The 16,779-nt window shown below is 42.4% G+C and carries 12 protein-coding genes and 16 tRNA genes; 26 read left to right on the forward strand and 2 right to left on the reverse strand.

Going from position 1 to position 16,779, the window contains the following annotated elements; genetic code table 11:
• Window positions 1-59 precede the first annotated feature (59 nt).
• From AWH49_RS02055 to AWH49_RS02155, 22 genes are all read left to right on the forward strand, one after another.
• Window positions 60-148, forward strand: a tRNA-Leu gene (locus tag AWH49_RS02055).
• A gap of 26 nt (window positions 149-174) precedes the next feature.
• A tRNA-Arg gene (locus tag AWH49_RS02060) sits at window positions 175-251 on the forward strand.
• Between the two features lie 54 nt (window positions 252-305).
• Window positions 306-379, forward strand: a tRNA-Pro gene (locus AWH49_RS02065).
• A 23-nt stretch (window positions 380-402) separates the two neighbouring features.
• Window positions 403-478: transfer RNA gene (locus AWH49_RS02070), tRNA-Ala, on the forward strand.
• 17 nt (window positions 479-495) lie between these two features.
• A tRNA-Met gene (locus AWH49_RS02075) sits at window positions 496-569 on the forward strand.
• Window positions 570-576: 7 nt separating this feature from the next.
• Window positions 577-653 (forward strand) — tRNA-Ile (locus AWH49_RS02080).
• A gap of 23 nt (window positions 654-676) precedes the next feature.
• Window positions 677-769 (forward strand) — tRNA-Ser (locus tag AWH49_RS02085).
• Between the two features lie 14 nt (window positions 770-783).
• Window positions 784-857, forward strand: a tRNA-Met gene (locus AWH49_RS02090).
• A gap of 5 nt (window positions 858-862) precedes the next feature.
• Window positions 863-939, forward strand: a tRNA-Asp gene (locus AWH49_RS02095).
• Window positions 940-951: 12 nt separating this feature from the next.
• Window positions 952-1,027: transfer RNA gene (locus AWH49_RS02100), tRNA-Phe, on the forward strand.
• A gap of 12 nt (window positions 1,028-1,039) precedes the next feature.
• Window positions 1,040-1,115 (forward strand) — tRNA-His (locus tag AWH49_RS02105).
• A 22-nt stretch (window positions 1,116-1,137) separates the two neighbouring features.
• A tRNA-Gly gene (locus tag AWH49_RS02110) sits at window positions 1,138-1,211 on the forward strand.
• Window positions 1,212-1,222: 11 nt separating this feature from the next.
• A tRNA-Ile gene (locus AWH49_RS02115) sits at window positions 1,223-1,296 on the forward strand.
• A 9-nt stretch (window positions 1,297-1,305) separates the two neighbouring features.
• A tRNA-Asn gene (locus AWH49_RS02120) sits at window positions 1,306-1,380 on the forward strand.
• A gap of 9 nt (window positions 1,381-1,389) precedes the next feature.
• Window positions 1,390-1,480 (forward strand) — tRNA-Ser (locus AWH49_RS02125).
• 4 nt (window positions 1,481-1,484) lie between these two features.
• Window positions 1,485-1,556, forward strand: a tRNA-Glu gene (locus AWH49_RS02130).
• Window positions 1,557-2,030: 474 nt separating this feature from the next.
• Window positions 2,031-2,207 carry an aspartyl-phosphate phosphatase Spo0E family protein gene (locus tag AWH49_RS18895; RefSeq protein ID WP_082862637.1) on the forward strand — a complete coding sequence of 59 codons (177 nt, stop codon included), beginning with the start codon at window positions 2,031-2,033 and terminating at the stop codon, window positions 2,205-2,207.
• Between the two features lie 149 nt (window positions 2,208-2,356).
• On the forward strand, window positions 2,357-4,234 hold the full coding sequence (glgB, locus tag AWH49_RS02135) for a 1,4-alpha-glucan branching protein GlgB (RefSeq protein WP_063964497.1): 1,878 nt from the start codon (window positions 2,357-2,359) through the stop codon (window positions 4,232-4,234).
• Window position 4,235: 1 nt separating this feature from the next.
• Complete coding sequence (locus tag AWH49_RS02140) at window positions 4,236-5,399, forward strand: glucose-1-phosphate adenylyltransferase (RefSeq protein WP_034286383.1); 1,164 nt, start codon at window positions 4,236-4,238, stop codon at window positions 5,397-5,399.
• Window positions 5,399-6,412: a GlgC family sugar phosphate nucleotidyltransferase gene (locus tag AWH49_RS02145; protein ID WP_063964498.1), complete on the forward strand. Its 1,014-nt coding sequence runs from the start codon at window positions 5,399-5,401 to the stop codon at window positions 6,410-6,412. The genes AWH49_RS02140 and AWH49_RS02145 overlap by 1 nt, the downstream gene beginning before the upstream one ends.
• Entirely contained in the window at window positions 6,409-7,860 is a 1,452-nt protein-coding gene (glgA, locus tag AWH49_RS02150) for a glycogen synthase GlgA (RefSeq protein ID WP_063964499.1), read from the forward strand. The genes AWH49_RS02145 and glgA overlap by 4 nt, the downstream gene beginning before the upstream one ends.
• Window positions 7,850-10,231: a glycogen/starch/alpha-glucan phosphorylase gene (locus tag AWH49_RS02155; RefSeq protein WP_063964500.1), complete on the forward strand. Its 2,382-nt coding sequence runs from the start codon at window positions 7,850-7,852 to the stop codon at window positions 10,229-10,231. The genes glgA and AWH49_RS02155 overlap by 11 nt, the downstream gene beginning before the upstream one ends.
• Window positions 10,232-10,270: 39 nt before the next feature.
• Here AWH49_RS02155 and AWH49_RS02160 read toward each other — a convergent pair whose 3' ends face one another.
• Window positions 10,271-10,669 (reverse strand): TraR/DksA C4-type zinc finger protein, encoded by a 399-nt coding sequence (locus AWH49_RS02160; protein WP_063964501.1) that lies wholly within the window; start codon window positions 10,667-10,669, stop codon window positions 10,271-10,273.
• A gap of 183 nt (window positions 10,670-10,852) precedes the next feature.
• Window positions 10,853-11,764 carry a 1,4-dihydroxy-2-naphthoate polyprenyltransferase gene (locus tag AWH49_RS02165; RefSeq protein WP_018394223.1) on the reverse strand — a complete coding sequence of 304 codons (912 nt, stop codon included), beginning with the start codon at window positions 11,762-11,764 and terminating at the stop codon, window positions 10,853-10,855.
• A 274-nt stretch (window positions 11,765-12,038) separates the two neighbouring features.
• Between AWH49_RS02165 and AWH49_RS02170 the strand changes: the two genes are divergently transcribed.
• From AWH49_RS02170 to menB, 4 genes are read left to right on the forward strand one after another with little or no spacing between them, the layout of a single operon-like run.
• On the forward strand, window positions 12,039-13,433 hold the full coding sequence (locus AWH49_RS02170) for an isochorismate synthase (RefSeq protein WP_082862638.1): 1,395 nt from the start codon (window positions 12,039-12,041) through the stop codon (window positions 13,431-13,433).
• Window positions 13,426-15,138 (forward strand): 2-succinyl-5-enolpyruvyl-6-hydroxy-3-cyclohexene-1-carboxylic-acid synthase, encoded by a 1,713-nt coding sequence (gene menD / locus AWH49_RS02175; RefSeq protein WP_063964502.1) that lies wholly within the window; start codon window positions 13,426-13,428, stop codon window positions 15,136-15,138. Before AWH49_RS02170 ends, menD begins: the two co-directional genes overlap by 8 nt.
• A complete protein-coding gene (menH, locus tag AWH49_RS02180; protein ID WP_063964503.1) occupies window positions 15,135-15,932 on the forward strand; it encodes a 2-succinyl-6-hydroxy-2,4-cyclohexadiene-1-carboxylate synthase in 798 nt (265 codons plus the stop codon). Before menD ends, menH begins: the two co-directional genes overlap by 4 nt.
• Entirely contained in the window at window positions 15,932-16,750 is an 819-nt protein-coding gene (menB, locus tag AWH49_RS02185; protein ID WP_018394219.1) for a 1,4-dihydroxy-2-naphthoyl-CoA synthase, read from the forward strand. The genes menH and menB overlap by 1 nt, the downstream gene beginning before the upstream one ends.
• The last annotated feature ends 29 nt before the right edge of the window (window positions 16,751-16,779 follow it).

A 16,779-nucleotide genomic window follows, 5' to 3' on the forward strand; every position in this document is an offset into this window, starting at 1 on the left:
TGCCAAGGTGGGGGTCGCGGGTTCGAATCCCGTCTTCCGCTCCAATAATTGAATGATGTGCCGGGGTGGCGGAACTGGCAGACGCACAGGACTTAAAATCCTGCGGTAGGTGACTACCGTACCGGTTCGATTCCGGTTCTCGGCACCATTTATTATTAAGAAAAGTGAATAGCTGCGCCCGTAGCTCAATTGGATAGAGTATTTGACTACGAATCAAAAGGTTAGAGGTTCGAGTCCTCTCGGGCGCGCCATACATAACTTGCAAGGTAAACGATGAAGTGATTGGCAGGTTAACGTACTAAAATCGGGAAGTAGCTCAGCTTGGTAGAGCACTTGGTTTGGGACCAAGGGGTCGCAGGTTCGAATCCTGTCTTCCCGATCTTTTGTTTGATATAACTAAATGGGGCCTTAGCTCAGCTGGGAGAGCGCCTGCTTTGCACGCAGGAGGTCAGCGGTTCGATCCCGCTAGGCTCCACCATTTTTAAATTTTACAGGGGCGGTGTAGCTCAGCTGGCTAGAGCGTACGGTTCATACCCGTGAGGTCGGGGGTTCGATCCCCTCCGCCGCTACTTTAAAGGACCTTTAGCTCAGTTGGTTAGAGCAGACGGCTCATAACCGTCCGGTCGCAGGTTCGAGTCCTGCAAGGTCCACCACTCGACTTAATTGTATATATTTCGGAGGGATACCCAAGTCTGGCTGAAGGGATCGGTCTTGAAAACCGACAGGGGAGTCAAATCCCGCAGGGGTTCGAATCCCCTTCCCTCCTCCATTTTTTATTATTATCGCGGGGTGGAGCAGTCCGGTAGCTCGTCGGGCTCATAACCCGAAGGTCACAGGTTCAAATCCTGTCCCCGCAATCGTTGGTCCGGTAGTTCAGTTGGTTAGAATGCCTGCCTGTCACGCAGGAGGTCGCGGGTTCGAGTCCCGTCCGGACCGCCATTTTTTTAAAAAGGCTCAGTAGCTCAGTTGGTAGAGCAAAGGACTGAAAATCCTTGTGTCGGCGGTTCGATTCCGTCCTGAGCCACCATTTATAATATTGGCGGCTATGGCGAAGTGGTTAACGCATCGGATTGTGGCTCCGACACTCGTGGGTTCGATTCCCATTAGTCGCCCCATCTGATTTAATTTACTAGCTTCGCGGGTGTAGTTTAATGGTAAAACCTCAGCCTTCCAAGCTGATGTCGTGGGTTCGATTCCCATCACCCGCTCCATTATATATAATGGGCCTGTAGCTCAGCTGGTTAGAGCGCACGCCTGATAAGCGTGAGGTCGATGGTTCGAGTCCATTCAGGCCCATTAGTTTATTCCGCAGTAGCTCAGTGGTAGAGCAATCGGCTGTTAACCGATCGGTCGCAAGTTCGAGTCTTGCCTGCGGAGCCATATTCAATTGGGGAAGTACTCAAGAGGCTGAAGAGGCGCCCCTGCTAAGGGTGTAGGTCGGGTAACCGGCGCGAGGGTTCAAATCCCTCCTTCTCCGCCAGTTTGGCCCCTTGGTCAAGCGGTTAAGACACCGCCCTTTCACGGCGGTAACACGGGTTCGAATCCCGTAGGGGTCATCAATTTAAAAAACGCTTTAAGGAATTGTAATAATTCCTTAAAGCGTTTTTTTATTTCATATTATTAAATTCATAAAAACTTTACATGATTAAGATTGTTATTTAAATAGGAATTAGAGAATATAGTAATAGTTGGTCTTTCGAAGATGGCTTTTCTTGTGATGGGAATAAGATTAATAGAATATTAATTTTAAAAAAACAGACAAATAGAAGAGACGATTTTTATGAGTAACGAAGGGAGAATTATATACTTAGCATACATAATAAAAACTTAACTTCACTGAAAGATGCCCCTATTAGTTGCAAACACTAATTAACGGCTAGGTAGCACCCTGGCCTTTTATCCCTTCTTTAATTTCTCGAAAAAATGTAATGTTTTTAGAGCTTTTGTCGAATGTATGGTAATTCTTTTGAGATTATTTTATGATACTCCCTGTTGTGTTAGTGAAAATAAACTTACACAGGGGAGATGTAATGGTATCTACTCAATTAAGTTTAGAAGACTTATCCGTTCAAGTTAATGATATGCGTAAGTTACTGATAGCTGCTGGTTTAAAAAAGGGATTCACAGATAGTGAAACTCTTAAATATAGCGAAGAACTGGACAAGTTAATTATGCAATTTCAATTACAAAGATGTCTTTATTTTTAATTGGAAAAATAGATTCAAATAATTAATAAAATGAAGGAAGGAAATTTATCATTTATACAGAATACTAAAACTATTAGAAAAATACGGAATTATTCGAAATTTCCTCTTTTTCCACTTCACCAAGAATACATAACAAAAGGGTGTGGACCATGTCATCGAATTCATTTTATCCAAGCGATTTTGATCTTCATTTGTTTCATGAAGGAAATTTATTTAAAGCTTACAATTTATTTGGAGCGCATGTTCGAAATGGAAAGACTGTTTTTGCTTTATGGGCGCCAAATGCAAAAAAAGTACGGGTAATAGGTAACTTTAACGAATGGAATGGACATGCAGCAGAAATGAAGCGAACAACAAACGAAGGTGTGTGGTTTCTTGAGTTGCCAGAAAACCTAGAAGGATCTCTTTATAAGTATGAAATTGTTTCAGAAAGCGGAAGAGTAATTCATAAAACGGATCCATTTGCCTTTATGACGGAGTTACGTCCCAGAACAGCAGGTATTGTACATACACTTGACGGGTACATATGGCACGATGAAAAATGGCGCAGCCATCATCGTCCTTCTCATATATATGAAGAACCACTAGCTATATATGAAATGCATTTAGGTACATGGAAGAAAAAAGGTAAAGGAGAAGATGATCTTTATACGTATCGTGAATTAGCGGATATGCTGATCCCTCACGTAAAAGAGCAGGGTTTTACACATATTGAGGTAATGCCGGTCACAGAACATCCATTTGACCGTTCCTGGGGTTATCAAAGTACCGGCTATTTTGCAGCGACACGCCGATATGGAACACCCGAAGATTTTATGTACTTCGTCGATGAATGTCATCGCTATGGTCTTGGCGTTATTATGGACTGGGTGCCAGGTCATTTTTGTAAAGATTCGCATGGACTTCATAATTTCGATGGCGGATTTAGCTACGAATATGAAAACAATTGGGATCGTGAAAATTATGTATGGGGAACAGCCAATTTTGATTTGAGCAAAACGGAAGTGCATAGCTTTTTAATTTCAAATGCGCTTTTCTGGATGGATTATTATCATATAGACGGTTTTCGTGTCGATGCGGTATCAAATATTTTTTATTGGCCTAATCGGGATGGATTGGAACCAAATCCGCACGGTGTTTCTTTTTTACAGAAATTAAATAAAGCAGTGTTTGCATTTAAACCAGAAGCACTTATGATCGCGGAAGATTCAAGTGACTGGCCGCAAGTTACAGCCCCGGTACATCAAGGCGGCATTGGATTTAATTATAAGTGGAATATGGGCTGGATGAATGATGTACTTGATTACATGGAGACACACTGGAATGAGCGTTCAGATAAGCATCATCTGATGACATTTTCCCTCATGTATGCATATTCGGAAAACTATATTTTACCTTTTTCACATGATGAAGTCGTTCATGGGAAAAAATCATTGCTTGATAAAATGCCAGGAGATTATTGGCAAAAGTTTGCACAGCTTAGGCTCTTGCTCATGTTCATGATGGCGCATCCTGGTAAAAAACTGTTGTTCATGGGTACGGAGATAGCTCCTTTTTCCGAGTGGAAAGACCTTGAAGAAGTAGACTGGCACTTGATGGATTACGATATGCACCGCAGCTTTAATGATTATTTTAAACAGCTTATGCATGTATATAAAACAGTCCCTTCTTTATATGAATTGGACCATAGTCCGGATGGATTTCAATGGATTGATGTACACAATCAAGATCAAAGTGTTTTTTCCTATGTGCGAAAAGATAAAGAAGGAAATGCAGTTGTTGCCGTTTGTAATTTTGGAGATTACGGATACAGTGATTATAAAATAGGCGTACCTGAAATAGGTACCTATGAAGAGCTATTAAACAGCGATGAAGCGGCTTTCGGCGGCTCAAACCAAGTGAATAATACGAAGATTGAAGCGGTTGCGGAGGTAATGCATGGACAGCCTGCTTATGTCGATATAAATTTACCACCATTTGGCGCAGTATACTTACGGCGTATAGAAGAAGATAAAGGGAGGAACTAATATGGCAAAACAAAAATGTGTAGCGATGCTTCTGGCTGGAGGTAAAGGCAGTCGTTTAAAAGAATTGACGGAGAACTTGGCAAAACCAGCTGTACCATATGGTGGAAAGTATCGTATTATTGATTTCCCACTTTCTAATTGTGCAAATTCTGGTATTCATACGGTCGGCGTACTGACTCAGTATCAACCGCTCGTCTTAAACTCATATATCGGTATTGGCAGCGCATGGGATCTGGACCGTAGAAATGGCGGTGTGACGGTTTTACCTCCGTATAGTGAGTCATCGGAAGTAAAATGGTATTCTGGTACAGCAAGTGCGATATATCAAAACTTAAATTATATTAAACAGTATGATCCTGAGTATGTACTTATTCTGTCCGGAGATCATATTTATAAAATGAATTATGATATTATGCTAGATTATCACATTGAAAAACAGGCAGATGTGACTATATCGGTTATTGAAGTGCCATGGGTTGAAGCAAGCCGTTTTGGCATCATGAAAACGGATGAATCTTTCAATGTGACACGCTTTGATGAAAAACCAGAAAAGCCGGAAAGCAACCTAGCTTCAATGGGTATTTACATTTTTAAATGGTCGGTACTGAGCAAATATTTAGAAATGGATGAAAGTAATCCAGATTCATCGAACGATTTCGGGAAAGATGTCATTCCAGCGATGCTGTCAGATGAGTTGAAATTGGTGGCTTATCCATTTGAAGGCTACTGGAAAGACGTTGGAACGGTGAAAAGTTTGTGGGAAGCAAATATGGATTTACTGGATGATGAACAGGATTTGAATTTATTTGAACACTCGTGGCGCATTTATTCGGTTAATCCAAATCAGCCACCGCAAATTATTGGTAACGATGCCGTTATCAAACATTCGCTTGTAAATGAAGGATGCGTCATTGACGGTGAAATTCAGAATTCGGTTATGTTCCAAGGTGTTGAAGTAGAGAAAGAAGCGGTTGTGAAAGAGTGCGTTGTGATGCCGAATGCACGTATTGGACGAGGATCTTTCATTGAACGGGCAATTGTCATGAGTAATCTTGAAGTGCCAGAAAATACGATTATTCACAATAAATCAGATGATATTTTACTTATTACAGAAGCTTTCTTAGTAGAGCATGCACAAGAACGGACGAAATTGGAGGAAGCTTAATGAAAAAATCAATGCTCGGCATTATAGATGTTACAATGTATCCGGGAGAATTGGGTAAGTTATCTGCTCATCGTTCACCGGCAGCAATTCCATTTGCGGGCCGATATCGGTTAGTAGATTTTATTATATCTAACATGGTTAATTCAGGGATTCAAAGTGTCGCTATTTTCCCGCCTTCACCGTCTCGTTCGTTAATGGATCATCTTGGATCAGGAAAAGAATGGGATTTAAATCGAAAGCGTGATGGATTATTTTTCTTTCCGTCACTGTCCAAAGATGGACAATTAAGCCGTCTTGACGAACACCGTGATTATTTTGAGCGAAGCCAACAAAAATACGTGCTCGTGTCAAACTGCACGACGGTTGCAAATATGGATTTTACACCAGCGCTGGATCGTTTTATTAACCAGGAATGTGACTTACTTGAAATTACACATAAAGGCAAGTCAGCGGAAATGTATATTATATCGCTTCCTTTACTTATGGAAATTATTGATAATAGATATGAGACAGGTTATAAATCTGTAAAAGATGCAGCAGAGGATGAAAAATCGCCTTATACAAGATGCAAATATGAATATGATGGTCTTTTAAAGTGTATTAAAACGATCAATGACTATTATCAAACGAGTATGAATTTGCTTGAAAAAGAAAAATGGAGCCAATTATTTAATGAATTCCAGCCTATTTTTACAAAAGTAAAAGATGAACCGCCGACAAAATACATAGATGGTTCACAAGTTACTAATTCAATGATTGCAAATGGCTGTAACATTGAAGGGGAAGTGAACCACAGTATTATTTTCCGTGCAGTGTATATTGGAAAAGAGTCGATAATTCAAAACAGTATTGTCATGCAAAAAAGCAAAATCGGTAATAACTGTGTGCTTGAGCATGTCATTCTTGATAAAGATGTGGTCGTCGGAGACGGGGTTGTTTTGCGTGGAACAGCGGAAGAACCGCTTGTTGTGAAAAAAGGATCGGTTGTTGAGAATGCGGTGACAAGCTCATGAAGGTGATGTTTGCTGTATCTGAATGTGTACCATTCATTAAATCGGGAGGGCTTGCCGACGTGGCAGGCGCCCTTCCGAAAGAATTGGCGAAGCTAGGTGCGGATGTCCGGGTCATTATGCCAAACTACAGTATGATACCGGAAAAATACCGAGATAAAATGAAAAAAGTTGCCGTGTTTAATGTGCCGGTTGGATGGCGTAATCAATATTGCGCTATTTTTGAGCTTGTACAGGATGGGATCACATATTATTTCATTGACAATCTTTATTATTTTAGACGAGATAGCTTATATGGTCATTATGATGATGGCGAGCGCTTTTCTTATTTGACGCGTGCAGTGCTGGATTCACTATATCATCTTGATTTTTATCCGGACATTCTACATTGTCATGACTGGCACACAGGAATGATTCCATTTATGCTCAAAGTTGAACATCAGCATCGTCCAGGATACGAAAAAATAAAGACTGTGTTTACGATTCATAATTTAATGTTCCAAGGGATTTTTCCTCCGCAAGCTGTAACCGACTTGTTGAATTTACATAGCCAGCATTATCAAACAGGTCAGCTTGAATTTAACGGCAATACGAATTTCATGAAAGGTGGTATTGTAGCCTCTGATGAGATTACGACAGTAAGTCCAACGTATCGCAATGAAATTTTAAATCCGTATTATGGAGAACAAATGGATGGTATTTTGCAGGAGCGGCAAGGGAATTTAATAGGCATTTTAAATGGCATTGATTATTCGATTTATAGCCCAGAACAAGATGAGTCCATAGTACCTTATAAAGTAGGTGACATGGCTGGAAAAGCAGAAAACAAACAGAAGTTACAAGAATTTTTCCATTTGCCGGTTCGCGAAGATATACCCATTATCGGTTTAATTTCACGTTTGACAAAGCAAAAAGGACTGGACCTTATTACACGAGTGTTCCATCAAATAATTGAAGACGATGTACAGTTTGTTTTACTTGGGAGCGGCGACACTGAATTTGAAAACTTTTTTAGAGAAATGGAATGGCGATATCCGGAAAAAGTTCGTTCATATATTGGTTTTAATGAAAATTTGGCACATCAAGTATATGCAGGGACAGACCTCTTTTTAATGCCTTCGCAGTTTGAGCCGTGTGGTCTTGGTCAAATGATTGCGATGAAATATGGTTCGCTTCCGATCGTTCGCGAAACAGGTGGCTTAAACGATACAGTCCGTTCCTATAATGTGGAAACGGAATCAGGCAATGGATTTTCATTCAGCAACTTTAATGCGCATGATATGCTGCATACGATTCGCCGTGCGATACACTTATATCAGAAAGAGCCGGATACTTGGGCGAAAATTGTCGAAGAGGCAATGAATGAGGATTACAGCTGGTCGCAGTCGGCTCGGGAGTATATGCGTTTGTATGAAAATGTATCGATTAGGAGGGAAAGCCATGTTTTCTGAAAAAAATGCGTTTCAGGAGTCGTTTAAAAAACGGCTTGAGCAATCGTACAGTATCAGTTTTAATGATTCAACCCGTGCCCAGCAGTTTGTGACGTTAAGCCAGATGGTTCGCGAGCATATTAGCAAGGAATGGATTGAAACAAATGAACGGTATCGCCAAGGTAAAAAACAAACGTATTACTTATCAATTGAATTTTTACTTGGGCGTTTGCTCGGTCAAAATTTAATTAATCTTGGCCTGTATGAAACGCTTGAAACGTGGCTTCGTGATATTGGCATACCTCTTGAGGAATTAGAAAATGTTGAGCCGGATGCGGGATTAGGGAATGGCGGACTTGGCCGCCTAGCTGCTTGTTTTCTTGATTCTCTTGCATCACTCGGCTTGCCTGGACATGGCTTCGGCATTCGCTATAAACATGGCTTATTTGAACAGAAAATGGTTGACGGCTTCCAGATGGAGCTGCCAGAAAATTGGCTTCGCTACGGATACGTATGGGAAGTGCGCAAATCAGACCTAGCTGTAGAAGTGCCATTTTGGGGAAGCGTTGATGTGGTTGAACGTAAAGAAGGCATGAAATTCCGCCATGTCGATGCAGAGTATGTAAAAGCAGTACCATACGATGTACCGGTTATTGGCTATGGCGGTGAGACGGTCAATACACTTCGTCTTTGGACTGCAGAGACATCGAGTTTTTCACTGAATCAAGATGTTCTAAAGTATAAAAAAGAGACAGAAGCCATTTCCGAATTTTTATATCCGGATGATTCAAATGATGACGGGAAAATTTTGCGTTTAAAGCAGCAATATTTCTTAGTATCAGCAAGTATTCGCTCGATTTTGCGCCAACATTTAAATAACGGGGGCGAGCTGCACAGTTTGCACGAGCGCGTGGCGATTCATATTAATGATACGCACCCGGTGCTGGCGATTCCGGAATTGATGCGTGTATTGATGGATGATTATCAGATGTCCTGGGAAGATGCGTGGCATGTAACGGAAAACACATTTGCTTATACGAATCATACAACATTATCAGAAGCGCTCGAACGCTGGCCTATTCGTATTTTCAGACCGCTGTTGCCGCGTATTTTCATGATTGTTGAAGAAATTAATGAACGTTTCTGTAAAAGCTTGTGGGAGCAATACCCAGGTGAATGGGAACGTATTGAGAAGATGGCGATTGTTGCAAAAGACGAAGTACGGATGGCGCATCTTGCTATTGCAGGCAGCCACAGTGTCAATGGAGTAGCAAGGCTGCATACGGAAATTTTGAAAAACCGTGAAATGAACGATTTTTATCAATTTTATCCGGCGAAGTTTAATAATAAAACGAATGGTATTACGCACCGCCGTTGGCTCTTAAAAGCGAATCCGGAGCTGACTGCGCTCTTGACAGATACGATTGGCGACGGCTTTAAAAAGGATGCATCAGAATTATCAAAACTTGCGCCGTTTGCGGAAGATTCAGCGTTTCTTGAAAAACTGTGGGATGTGAAGCTGAAGCGAAAAGAAATTTTAGCGAAACGCATTTTTGAACAAAACGGCATTAAAGTTGATCCGACATCAATTTTTGATGTACAGGTAAAACGGTTGCATGCGTATAAACGTCAACTCTTAAATGTCCTTCATATTTTGTCATTGTATAACAAAGTGAAAAATGAGCCATCGTATCATATGCCGCCGCGCACGTTTATTTTCGGTGCCAAAGCATCGCCGGGTTATTTTTATGCAAAACGCATTATTAAATTAATTCATTCTGTTGCTGATCTTGTCAACAATGATCCGGATACGAAAGGCTTAATTACCGTCGTCTTTATGGAAAATTATCGTGTGTCGCTTGCAGAGGATATTATTCCGGCAGCGGACATTAGCGAACAAATTTCCACAGCAAGTAAAGAAGCCTCGGGTACAGGGAATATGAAGTTTATGATGAACGGTGCCGTGACGATGGGGACGCTGGACGGAGCAAATGTGGAGATTTTAGAGCAAACAGGACCGGATGATATTTTTATTTTCGGTTTGAAAGCAGAAGAAGTGATGGCTTATGATCGAGACGGAGGATACCGTTCGATGGATTATTACCATCATGGTCCGCTTATTCGCCGTACATTGGATCAACTTGTTGATGGCACACTTGATGATAAAGGATTATTCGGTGTTATTTATGACTCACTGCTAGCTGAAAACGATCAATATTTTGTCTTAAAAGACTTTGAAGCCTATCGTATAGCACAGGAAGAAGCAGGACGCATTTATGAACAGGATCCTGAGCGCTGGCGCAAAATGATGGTCAAAAATATTAGCGGTTCAGGTATCTTCTCAAGTGATAGGACTATTAAAGAATACGCAAATGAAATCTGGAACATCTAATAAAAAAGCCGGTGCATACATTGCCGGCTTTTTTGCTGTTTATTTATCCTCGTCCTCTTTATAGAATTCATTGTAATTGTCTTTATCTTCTATAAAATCGGACGGTGTTTCCGATGTACCATAATCAGCTGCATCATTGAAACTGTCAATGCCGTCATCGGGGTGCGGCAAACGGTCTTCCGGGACGCGATCGGTTTCAAGTGTTTGGTCCGGTGTATGTTCGACCGAGTAAAGTGTTGTCGGTACAGCTTGAAGCCGTTCGAACGGAATGTCTTCACCGCTTTTTTTACAAGCGCCATACGTACCTTCATTCATTGCTTTAAGAGCGGCCGCTACTTTTACGAGTTCATTGCGGCTATGTTCATCTAATGTAATATCCCGTTCATGTACATATAGTTCTGTTCCTATATCCGCAGGATGATTATCATACGAAGACAATTCACCTGTATCTTTGCTGTCATCGTCCTGTTCAATATGTTTCGTTAATCATTCTTTCTGACGGAGCAATTCTTTTTTTTATTCAGCTAATTGATCGGTTGTTAACATGAGTTCTCATCCTTTCATTATAGTATAGATATAACCGTTTTTGCCCATGAAAAAACCCGCTCATGTGAGAGCAGGTTAAAAAAGATAACTTAAACATAAGCCGATTGATAAAAGAAAACCGTACATCGTATTCGTTTGAGCCGTTGACTTCATCGCAGGCATCATCTCAATTGGGTTCTTTTTTCCTTTAAATCCATTCACTGCTCTCATTGCTTTCGGAATGCTTAAATAGGTTAAAAACAGCAAGTAAGAACTGTAAACGCTGAAAAACAGTATGAACACCCATAGATAAGCGATAATAAACAATGTCGCAAGAAGCATGACAGCACGATCATGACCAATTAAAATGGCAATCGTTTTCCGTCCCGCTTCTTTGTCGCCAACACGGTCACGGATATTGTTGGCCAGATTGATTCCGCCAACTAAAAGAATGATCGGAATCGAAAATGAAATGACGGCATTTGAAATGAATCCGGTTTGAATATAAAACGAAATATAAATAATGACGCCACCCATTAAAAAACCGGATGCAAGTTCTCCAAAAGGTGTGTATGCAATCGGAAGAGGACCGCCTGTGTATAAATAACCGACTGCCATGCAGATCACACCAACCAGACCAATCCACCAAGTTGTCACAGAACAAATAAAAATACCGAGCAAAAGCGCAATACCGAAAAACAAAAATGCCATATTTAATACGGTTTTTGGCTTAACACCATTACGCACAATGGCGCCGCCAATGCCGATCGATTCTTCGGTATCAAGCCCGCGCTTATAATCGAAATATTCATTGAACATGTTCGTCGCCGTTTGAATAAGCAGAGACGCAATCAACATTGCCAAAAATAAAAAGACATGTAATTCGGTATGCTCAAGTGCAAGCACAGTCCCGAGAAAAACAGGGACAAATGCAGCTGTCAGCGTATGAGGGCGCATAAGCTGCCACCATATTTGAAAGCCCGTATCCGCGGAAGGGATTTGTTTCATTATATAAGTCTCCCCTAATCAATCATTGTGAACAATTAAACATATGTCCTTTATCAAGTGTAGAAAACGAAATTAAAAGTGTCAATCTTTTTTCACAAATTAAAAGAGAAAGAAACCATTTTCGGAAAACTCGAACAATGTTATTCGAAATGAAAATCGATGTTAAGTGGTATATAATAAGGAAGAAGAATGCGAATCGTTGACACTCTGTTGAAAACAGGTGTATCTTAAAAGAAGTTTGACCGTTTTTGGTCTGCACAATGGAGGGATTTCATTGGCTAAGATAAAAGGGCATCCGCTAAAAGGGGCCTTTATTAATTTTATACAGGAAATAAACGGATCGACGCTGTTTAGCTACGTTGAAAAAGTGGAAGCAGCCGATCCTATTCGTTTTTATGAAAAAGGGAAAGAGTGGTATAAAGGCGAGCGGTTTTATTTTAAAGACCGTGATGGTGAAATGACGCTGGCCGGGCTTGGCAGTGTTCATACTATTCAGCATGGACCAAAAAATCGGTTTGCCGGAGTGGAGTCAGATTGGGATGCTTTAATGAAACGAGCGTCTGTCCATAATCCGTATGATGTATATGGAACAGGTCCGGTTGCATTCGGCGGCTTTTCATTCGATCCAGCGCAACAAGAAGGAGAAGAATGGTCCCGCTTCGCTCCCTCTTTTTTTTATGTGCCAGAGATGATGATGACCGTGTATGGCGGAGAAACATATGTGACGGTAAACATGCTTTGTGATGGGGCAGAATCTGAGCCTTTGTTTGATTATATTGAAAAACGAAAGAAATGGATTTTAGCGCGAAATGATTTGCAGTTTGATAAAGAAGCCGTTTTGAAAAAAATTCTTTCTGGTGATTCAAGTGTATGGAAGAAATCTATTCAATCGGCCATTCAAGCTATTGAATCGGATAATGAATTAAAGAAAGTCGTTCTTGCCCGTAAAGTGACAGCCGTTTTTGATCAAGCGATTGAACCAGATCGTGTCCTGCGCCGTCTTGATGAAGGGCAGCCGGATAGCTTCATCTTTTCTATTGAAGCGATGGACAGCTGTTTTCTCGGGGCTTCTCCGGAGCGGCTCGTTAAAAAGCGCAACAGTACGTTATTGACGACGTGTCTAGCCGGTTCTACTGCGCGCGGTAAGACGGAAGAAGAAGACCAACGTCTGGAAACGGCGTTATTAACGGACGATAAAAATCGAATTGAACATGATTATGTCGTTCAGATGATTCGCCGCGAAATGCAGTCGATGTGCGAAGAGGTAATGGTGCCGAATGAACCGATTATTATGAAAGTACGTGATATTCAACATTTGTATACACCGGTTATCGGAACAGCTGATGAACATGAATCGGTTTTACGATTCGTGGAGCGGTTTCACCCGACACCAGCACTTGGTGGATTGCCGGCGCAGAAAGCACTTCATGTCATCCGAAAACTAGAACCGATGGACCGCGGATTTTATGCGGCACCGATTGGCTGGATGGATTACCGGAAAAATGGCGAGTTTGCCGTTGCAATCCGTTCAGGTTTACTTGTGAAAAATGAGGCATTTTTATACGCAGGATGTGGAGTCGTACCCGATTCAAATCCAGAAACAGAGCTAGAGGAAACAAATATGAAACTTCGGCCGATGCTTCGGGCGATTGGAGGAAGCGATGAATAATCATCAAGAAAATATGACACAGTATAACGCTCATTTTATTGACAGCCTCAATCGTTCAGGCGTAGAGTATGCAGTCATCAGTCCAGGTTCTCGCTCGACACCGATGGCTATATTAATGGAAGAGCATCCGGATTTAACAACTTTTATTCAAGTAGACGAGCGGTCAGCCGGTTTTTTTGCATTAGGTCTAGCAAAATCAACACAAAAACCAGTGGCACTTCTTTGTACGTCAGGCACAGCAGCGGCTAATTACATGCCGGCAGTTGCTGAAGCGGCTATTTCGCGTGTACCGCTTATCGTCTTGACGTCAGATCGTCCCCCTGAATTGCGGGACGTCGGCGCACCGCAGGCGATTGATCAAATTCATCTATACGGCCACACGGCAAAATGGTTTGCAGAGATGGCCATTCCGGAATCAACTGAAAATGCACTAAGATATGTCAGAACGCAAGGTGCACGTGCTGTGTTTGAAGCGACTGCAGCGCCGGGGGGACCGGTTCATCTTAATTTTCCATACAGAGAACCGCTTTTGCCGGATTATGATGGGATTTATGAACGCATCTATATTCCTGCACCAATCCGGTTAATTACGGGGAAACAAATGCCAGATGAGCAGCAAATGAACGAAATTGCAGACACGATTCACGTTGAAAAAGGTGTCATTGTTGCCGGTGAATTAGTAAATATGAACGCATTATCAGCTATTCTTTCACTTTCTGAAAAAAGAGGCTGGCCCATTATTGCCGATCCACTTTCGCAGCTCCGTAAAAACGCAGATGTCATGGATAGCTATGATGCGTTTTTACGCGATGATGATATTAAAGATGCATTAAAGCCGGAAGTGATCATCCGGTTTGGAGCATTGCCTGTGTCAAAATCGCTCATGCTTTATATGGAGCGACACAGCAATGTTCCGCATGTCATTGTGGATACGGACGGCGGTTGGCGTGATCCATTTCATCTGGCAACGCATATGGTACGTGTCAATGAAGCCGCTTTTTGTATAGAAATGATGAAGCGGCTGCCCGAACAGTCATCGAACTGGACGACATGCTGGCAAAAAGTGAATGCAGCGGCACGGACTGTCATGAAAGAAGCGGATGGAATGGATGAAGGAGCTTTGTTCAGCCGGTTTTTACAGGCCGTTCCAGAGGGTGCCTCTATCTTCACAGGAAACAGCATGCCGATCCGCGATCTTGATTCATTTTTATTTGCGGGTGAACAGCATGTTCGTCTGTACGGAAACCGTGGTGCGAACGGCATTGATGGACTTGTATCCACGGCGCTTGGTATTGCCGCAAGTGGTGAAAATGTGTATGCCGTCATAGGAGATCTTTCCTTTTTCCACGATGTGAACGGATTGCTTGGGGCGAAAATGAACAGGCTATCGATGACCGTTCTTGTCATGAATAATGACGGCGGTGGCATTTTCTCCTACTTACCGCAGTCAGGTGAAAAAAAGCACTTTGAGCGGCTGTTTGGCACACCGACAGGACTTAAGTTTGAACATGCAGCGGCATTGTATGGCTGCCATTATGTGCGTATTGACAGTGGAGACCAACTTGCAAAAGAACTGAATGAGTCACGCGACGGTGTGACGATTTTAGAAGCGTTCACGGACCGGGCTGCAAATACATCGGTTCACCGGACGTTATGGAAAGAAGCCATTCAACAGGCAAAACAGGCACTGGAGGAAATGAGATGAACGATTTTTCCTTCTACCGAATTGAGAAGAAAGGTGAGGGGGAACCCGTTTTATTTTTGCACGGTTTTACGGGTACAGGGGACACATGGAAAGAAATCGCATCGTCTATTTCCTGCCATGCGGTCATGCCGGATCTTGCCGGGCACGGACGAACGCTATCGGCTACATTTAATCTGGAAGCAGAAGCAAAAGCAATGAAACAAATCATGGACGATGCAGAAATCCTGTCTTTTCATGTCGTCGGTTATTCAATGGGCGGCCGGCTGGCGCTTGCATTGGCTGTTTTATATCCAACATCTGTCCGCTCACTCGTCCTTGAAAGTGCTTCACCGGGACTTGATACGGAAGCAGAACGTGAATTACGCCGCCAGTCTGATGAGAAGCTTGCACAAAAAATTGAGCAGGACGGGATTGAAACATTTGTAGATTTCTGGGAAAATATACCTATGTTTGAAACGCAAAAATCATTGTCTGCTCCAATCCGTGAATCGATGCGCCGCGAGCGGTTGAGTCAGTCTAAATCAGGACTTGCTTCGTCGCTTCGTGGAATGGGTACCGGGGCACAGAAATCCTACTGGAATCGTCTCCATGACTTAACGATGCCTGTTCTATTATTGACGGGCACGCTCGACCAAAAATTCACAAACATCGCCCGCCGTATGAAAACAAGCATACCAAACTGCAAATGGACTGAATTTGATGGGGCAGGCCATGCAGTTCATGTGGAGCAACGCGAAAAATTTGGTACAATAGTAAAGACGTTTTTGTTTGATATAAAAGGGAGGCAATTTTGATGGCTGTGAATTGGGTAACTGAACGTGAATATGAAGATATTATGTATGAAACGTATAACGGCATTGCAAAAGTGACGATTAATCGTCCAGAGGTACATAACGCATTTCGTCCGAAAACGGTCATGGAAATGATCGATGCTTTCTCACGTGCGCGTGATGATTCTAAAGTAGGTGTCATCGTTCTTGCAGGTGCAGGCGGCAAAGCATTTTGCTCAGGCGGCGACCAATCTGTACGGGGTCACGGCGGCTATGTTGGTGATGATGAAATCCCGCGCTTAAATGTGCTTGATCTGCAGCGTTTAATCCGTGTGATTCCAAAACCCGTCATCGCGATGGTATCAGGCTATGCAATCGGCGGCGGCCACGTTCTGCATGTCGTCTGTGATTTAACGATTGCGGCAGATAATGCTGTATTCGGTCAAACAGGTCCGAAAGTCGGTTCGTTTGATGCAGGTTATGGTTCTGGTTACCTTGCTCGTATTGTTGGACATAAAAAAGCGCGCGAAATCTGGTTCCTTTGCCGTCAGTATAACGCACAGGAAGCACTCGATATGGGTCTTGTAAATACAGTCGTTCCGCTCGATAAACTAGAAGATGAAACGATAAAATGGGCGGAAGAAATGCTTGAAAAGAGCCCGACAGCGCTTCGTTTCATTAAAGCAGCGATGAATGCTGACACAGACGGTCTTGCTGGCCTTCAGCAATTCGCAGGTGATGCAACACTTCTTTATTACACAACAGACGAGGCAAAAGAAGGACGCGATTCATTTAAAGAAAAACGCGATCCAGACTTCGGTCAGTTCCCAAGATTTCCGTAAACATATGCAAAAAGGGTGTCCACTCAAAC

The organism is Domibacillus aminovorans, assembly GCF_001643235.1.
In the GTDB taxonomy this organism is placed as follows: Bacteria; Bacillota; Bacilli; order Bacillales; family Domibacillaceae; genus Domibacillus; species Domibacillus aminovorans.

Excerpts from the sequence above, each read along its gene's own strand:
- AWH49_RS02140 (WP_034286383.1), top strand. The coding sequence starts at position 4,236 with ATGGCAAAACAAAAATGTGTAGCGATGCTTCTGGCTGGAGGTAAAGGC.
- glgA (WP_063964499.1), top strand. The coding sequence starts at position 6,409 with ATGAAGGTGATGTTTGCTGTATCTGAATGTGTACCATTCATTAAATCG.
- glgB (WP_063964497.1), top strand. The coding sequence starts at position 2,357 with ATGTCATCGAATTCATTTTATCCAAGCGATTTTGATCTTCATTTGTTT.
- AWH49_RS02145 (WP_063964498.1), top strand. The coding sequence starts at position 5,399 with ATGAAAAAATCAATGCTCGGCATTATAGATGTTACAATGTATCCGGGA.
- menB (WP_018394219.1), top strand. The coding sequence starts at position 15,932 with ATGGCTGTGAATTGGGTAACTGAACGTGAATATGAAGATATTATGTAT.
- AWH49_RS02165 (WP_018394223.1), bottom strand. The coding sequence starts at position 11,764 with ATGAAACAAATCCCTTCCGCGGATACGGGCTTTCAAATATGGTGGCAG.
- AWH49_RS02155 (WP_063964500.1), top strand. The coding sequence starts at position 7,850 with ATGTTTTCTGAAAAAAATGCGTTTCAGGAGTCGTTTAAAAAACGGCTT.
- menH (WP_063964503.1), top strand. The coding sequence starts at position 15,135 with ATGAACGATTTTTCCTTCTACCGAATTGAGAAGAAAGGTGAGGGGGAA.
- AWH49_RS18895 (WP_082862637.1), top strand. The coding sequence starts at position 2,031 with ATGGTATCTACTCAATTAAGTTTAGAAGACTTATCCGTTCAAGTTAAT.
- menD (WP_063964502.1), top strand. The coding sequence starts at position 13,426 with ATGAATAATCATCAAGAAAATATGACACAGTATAACGCTCATTTTATT.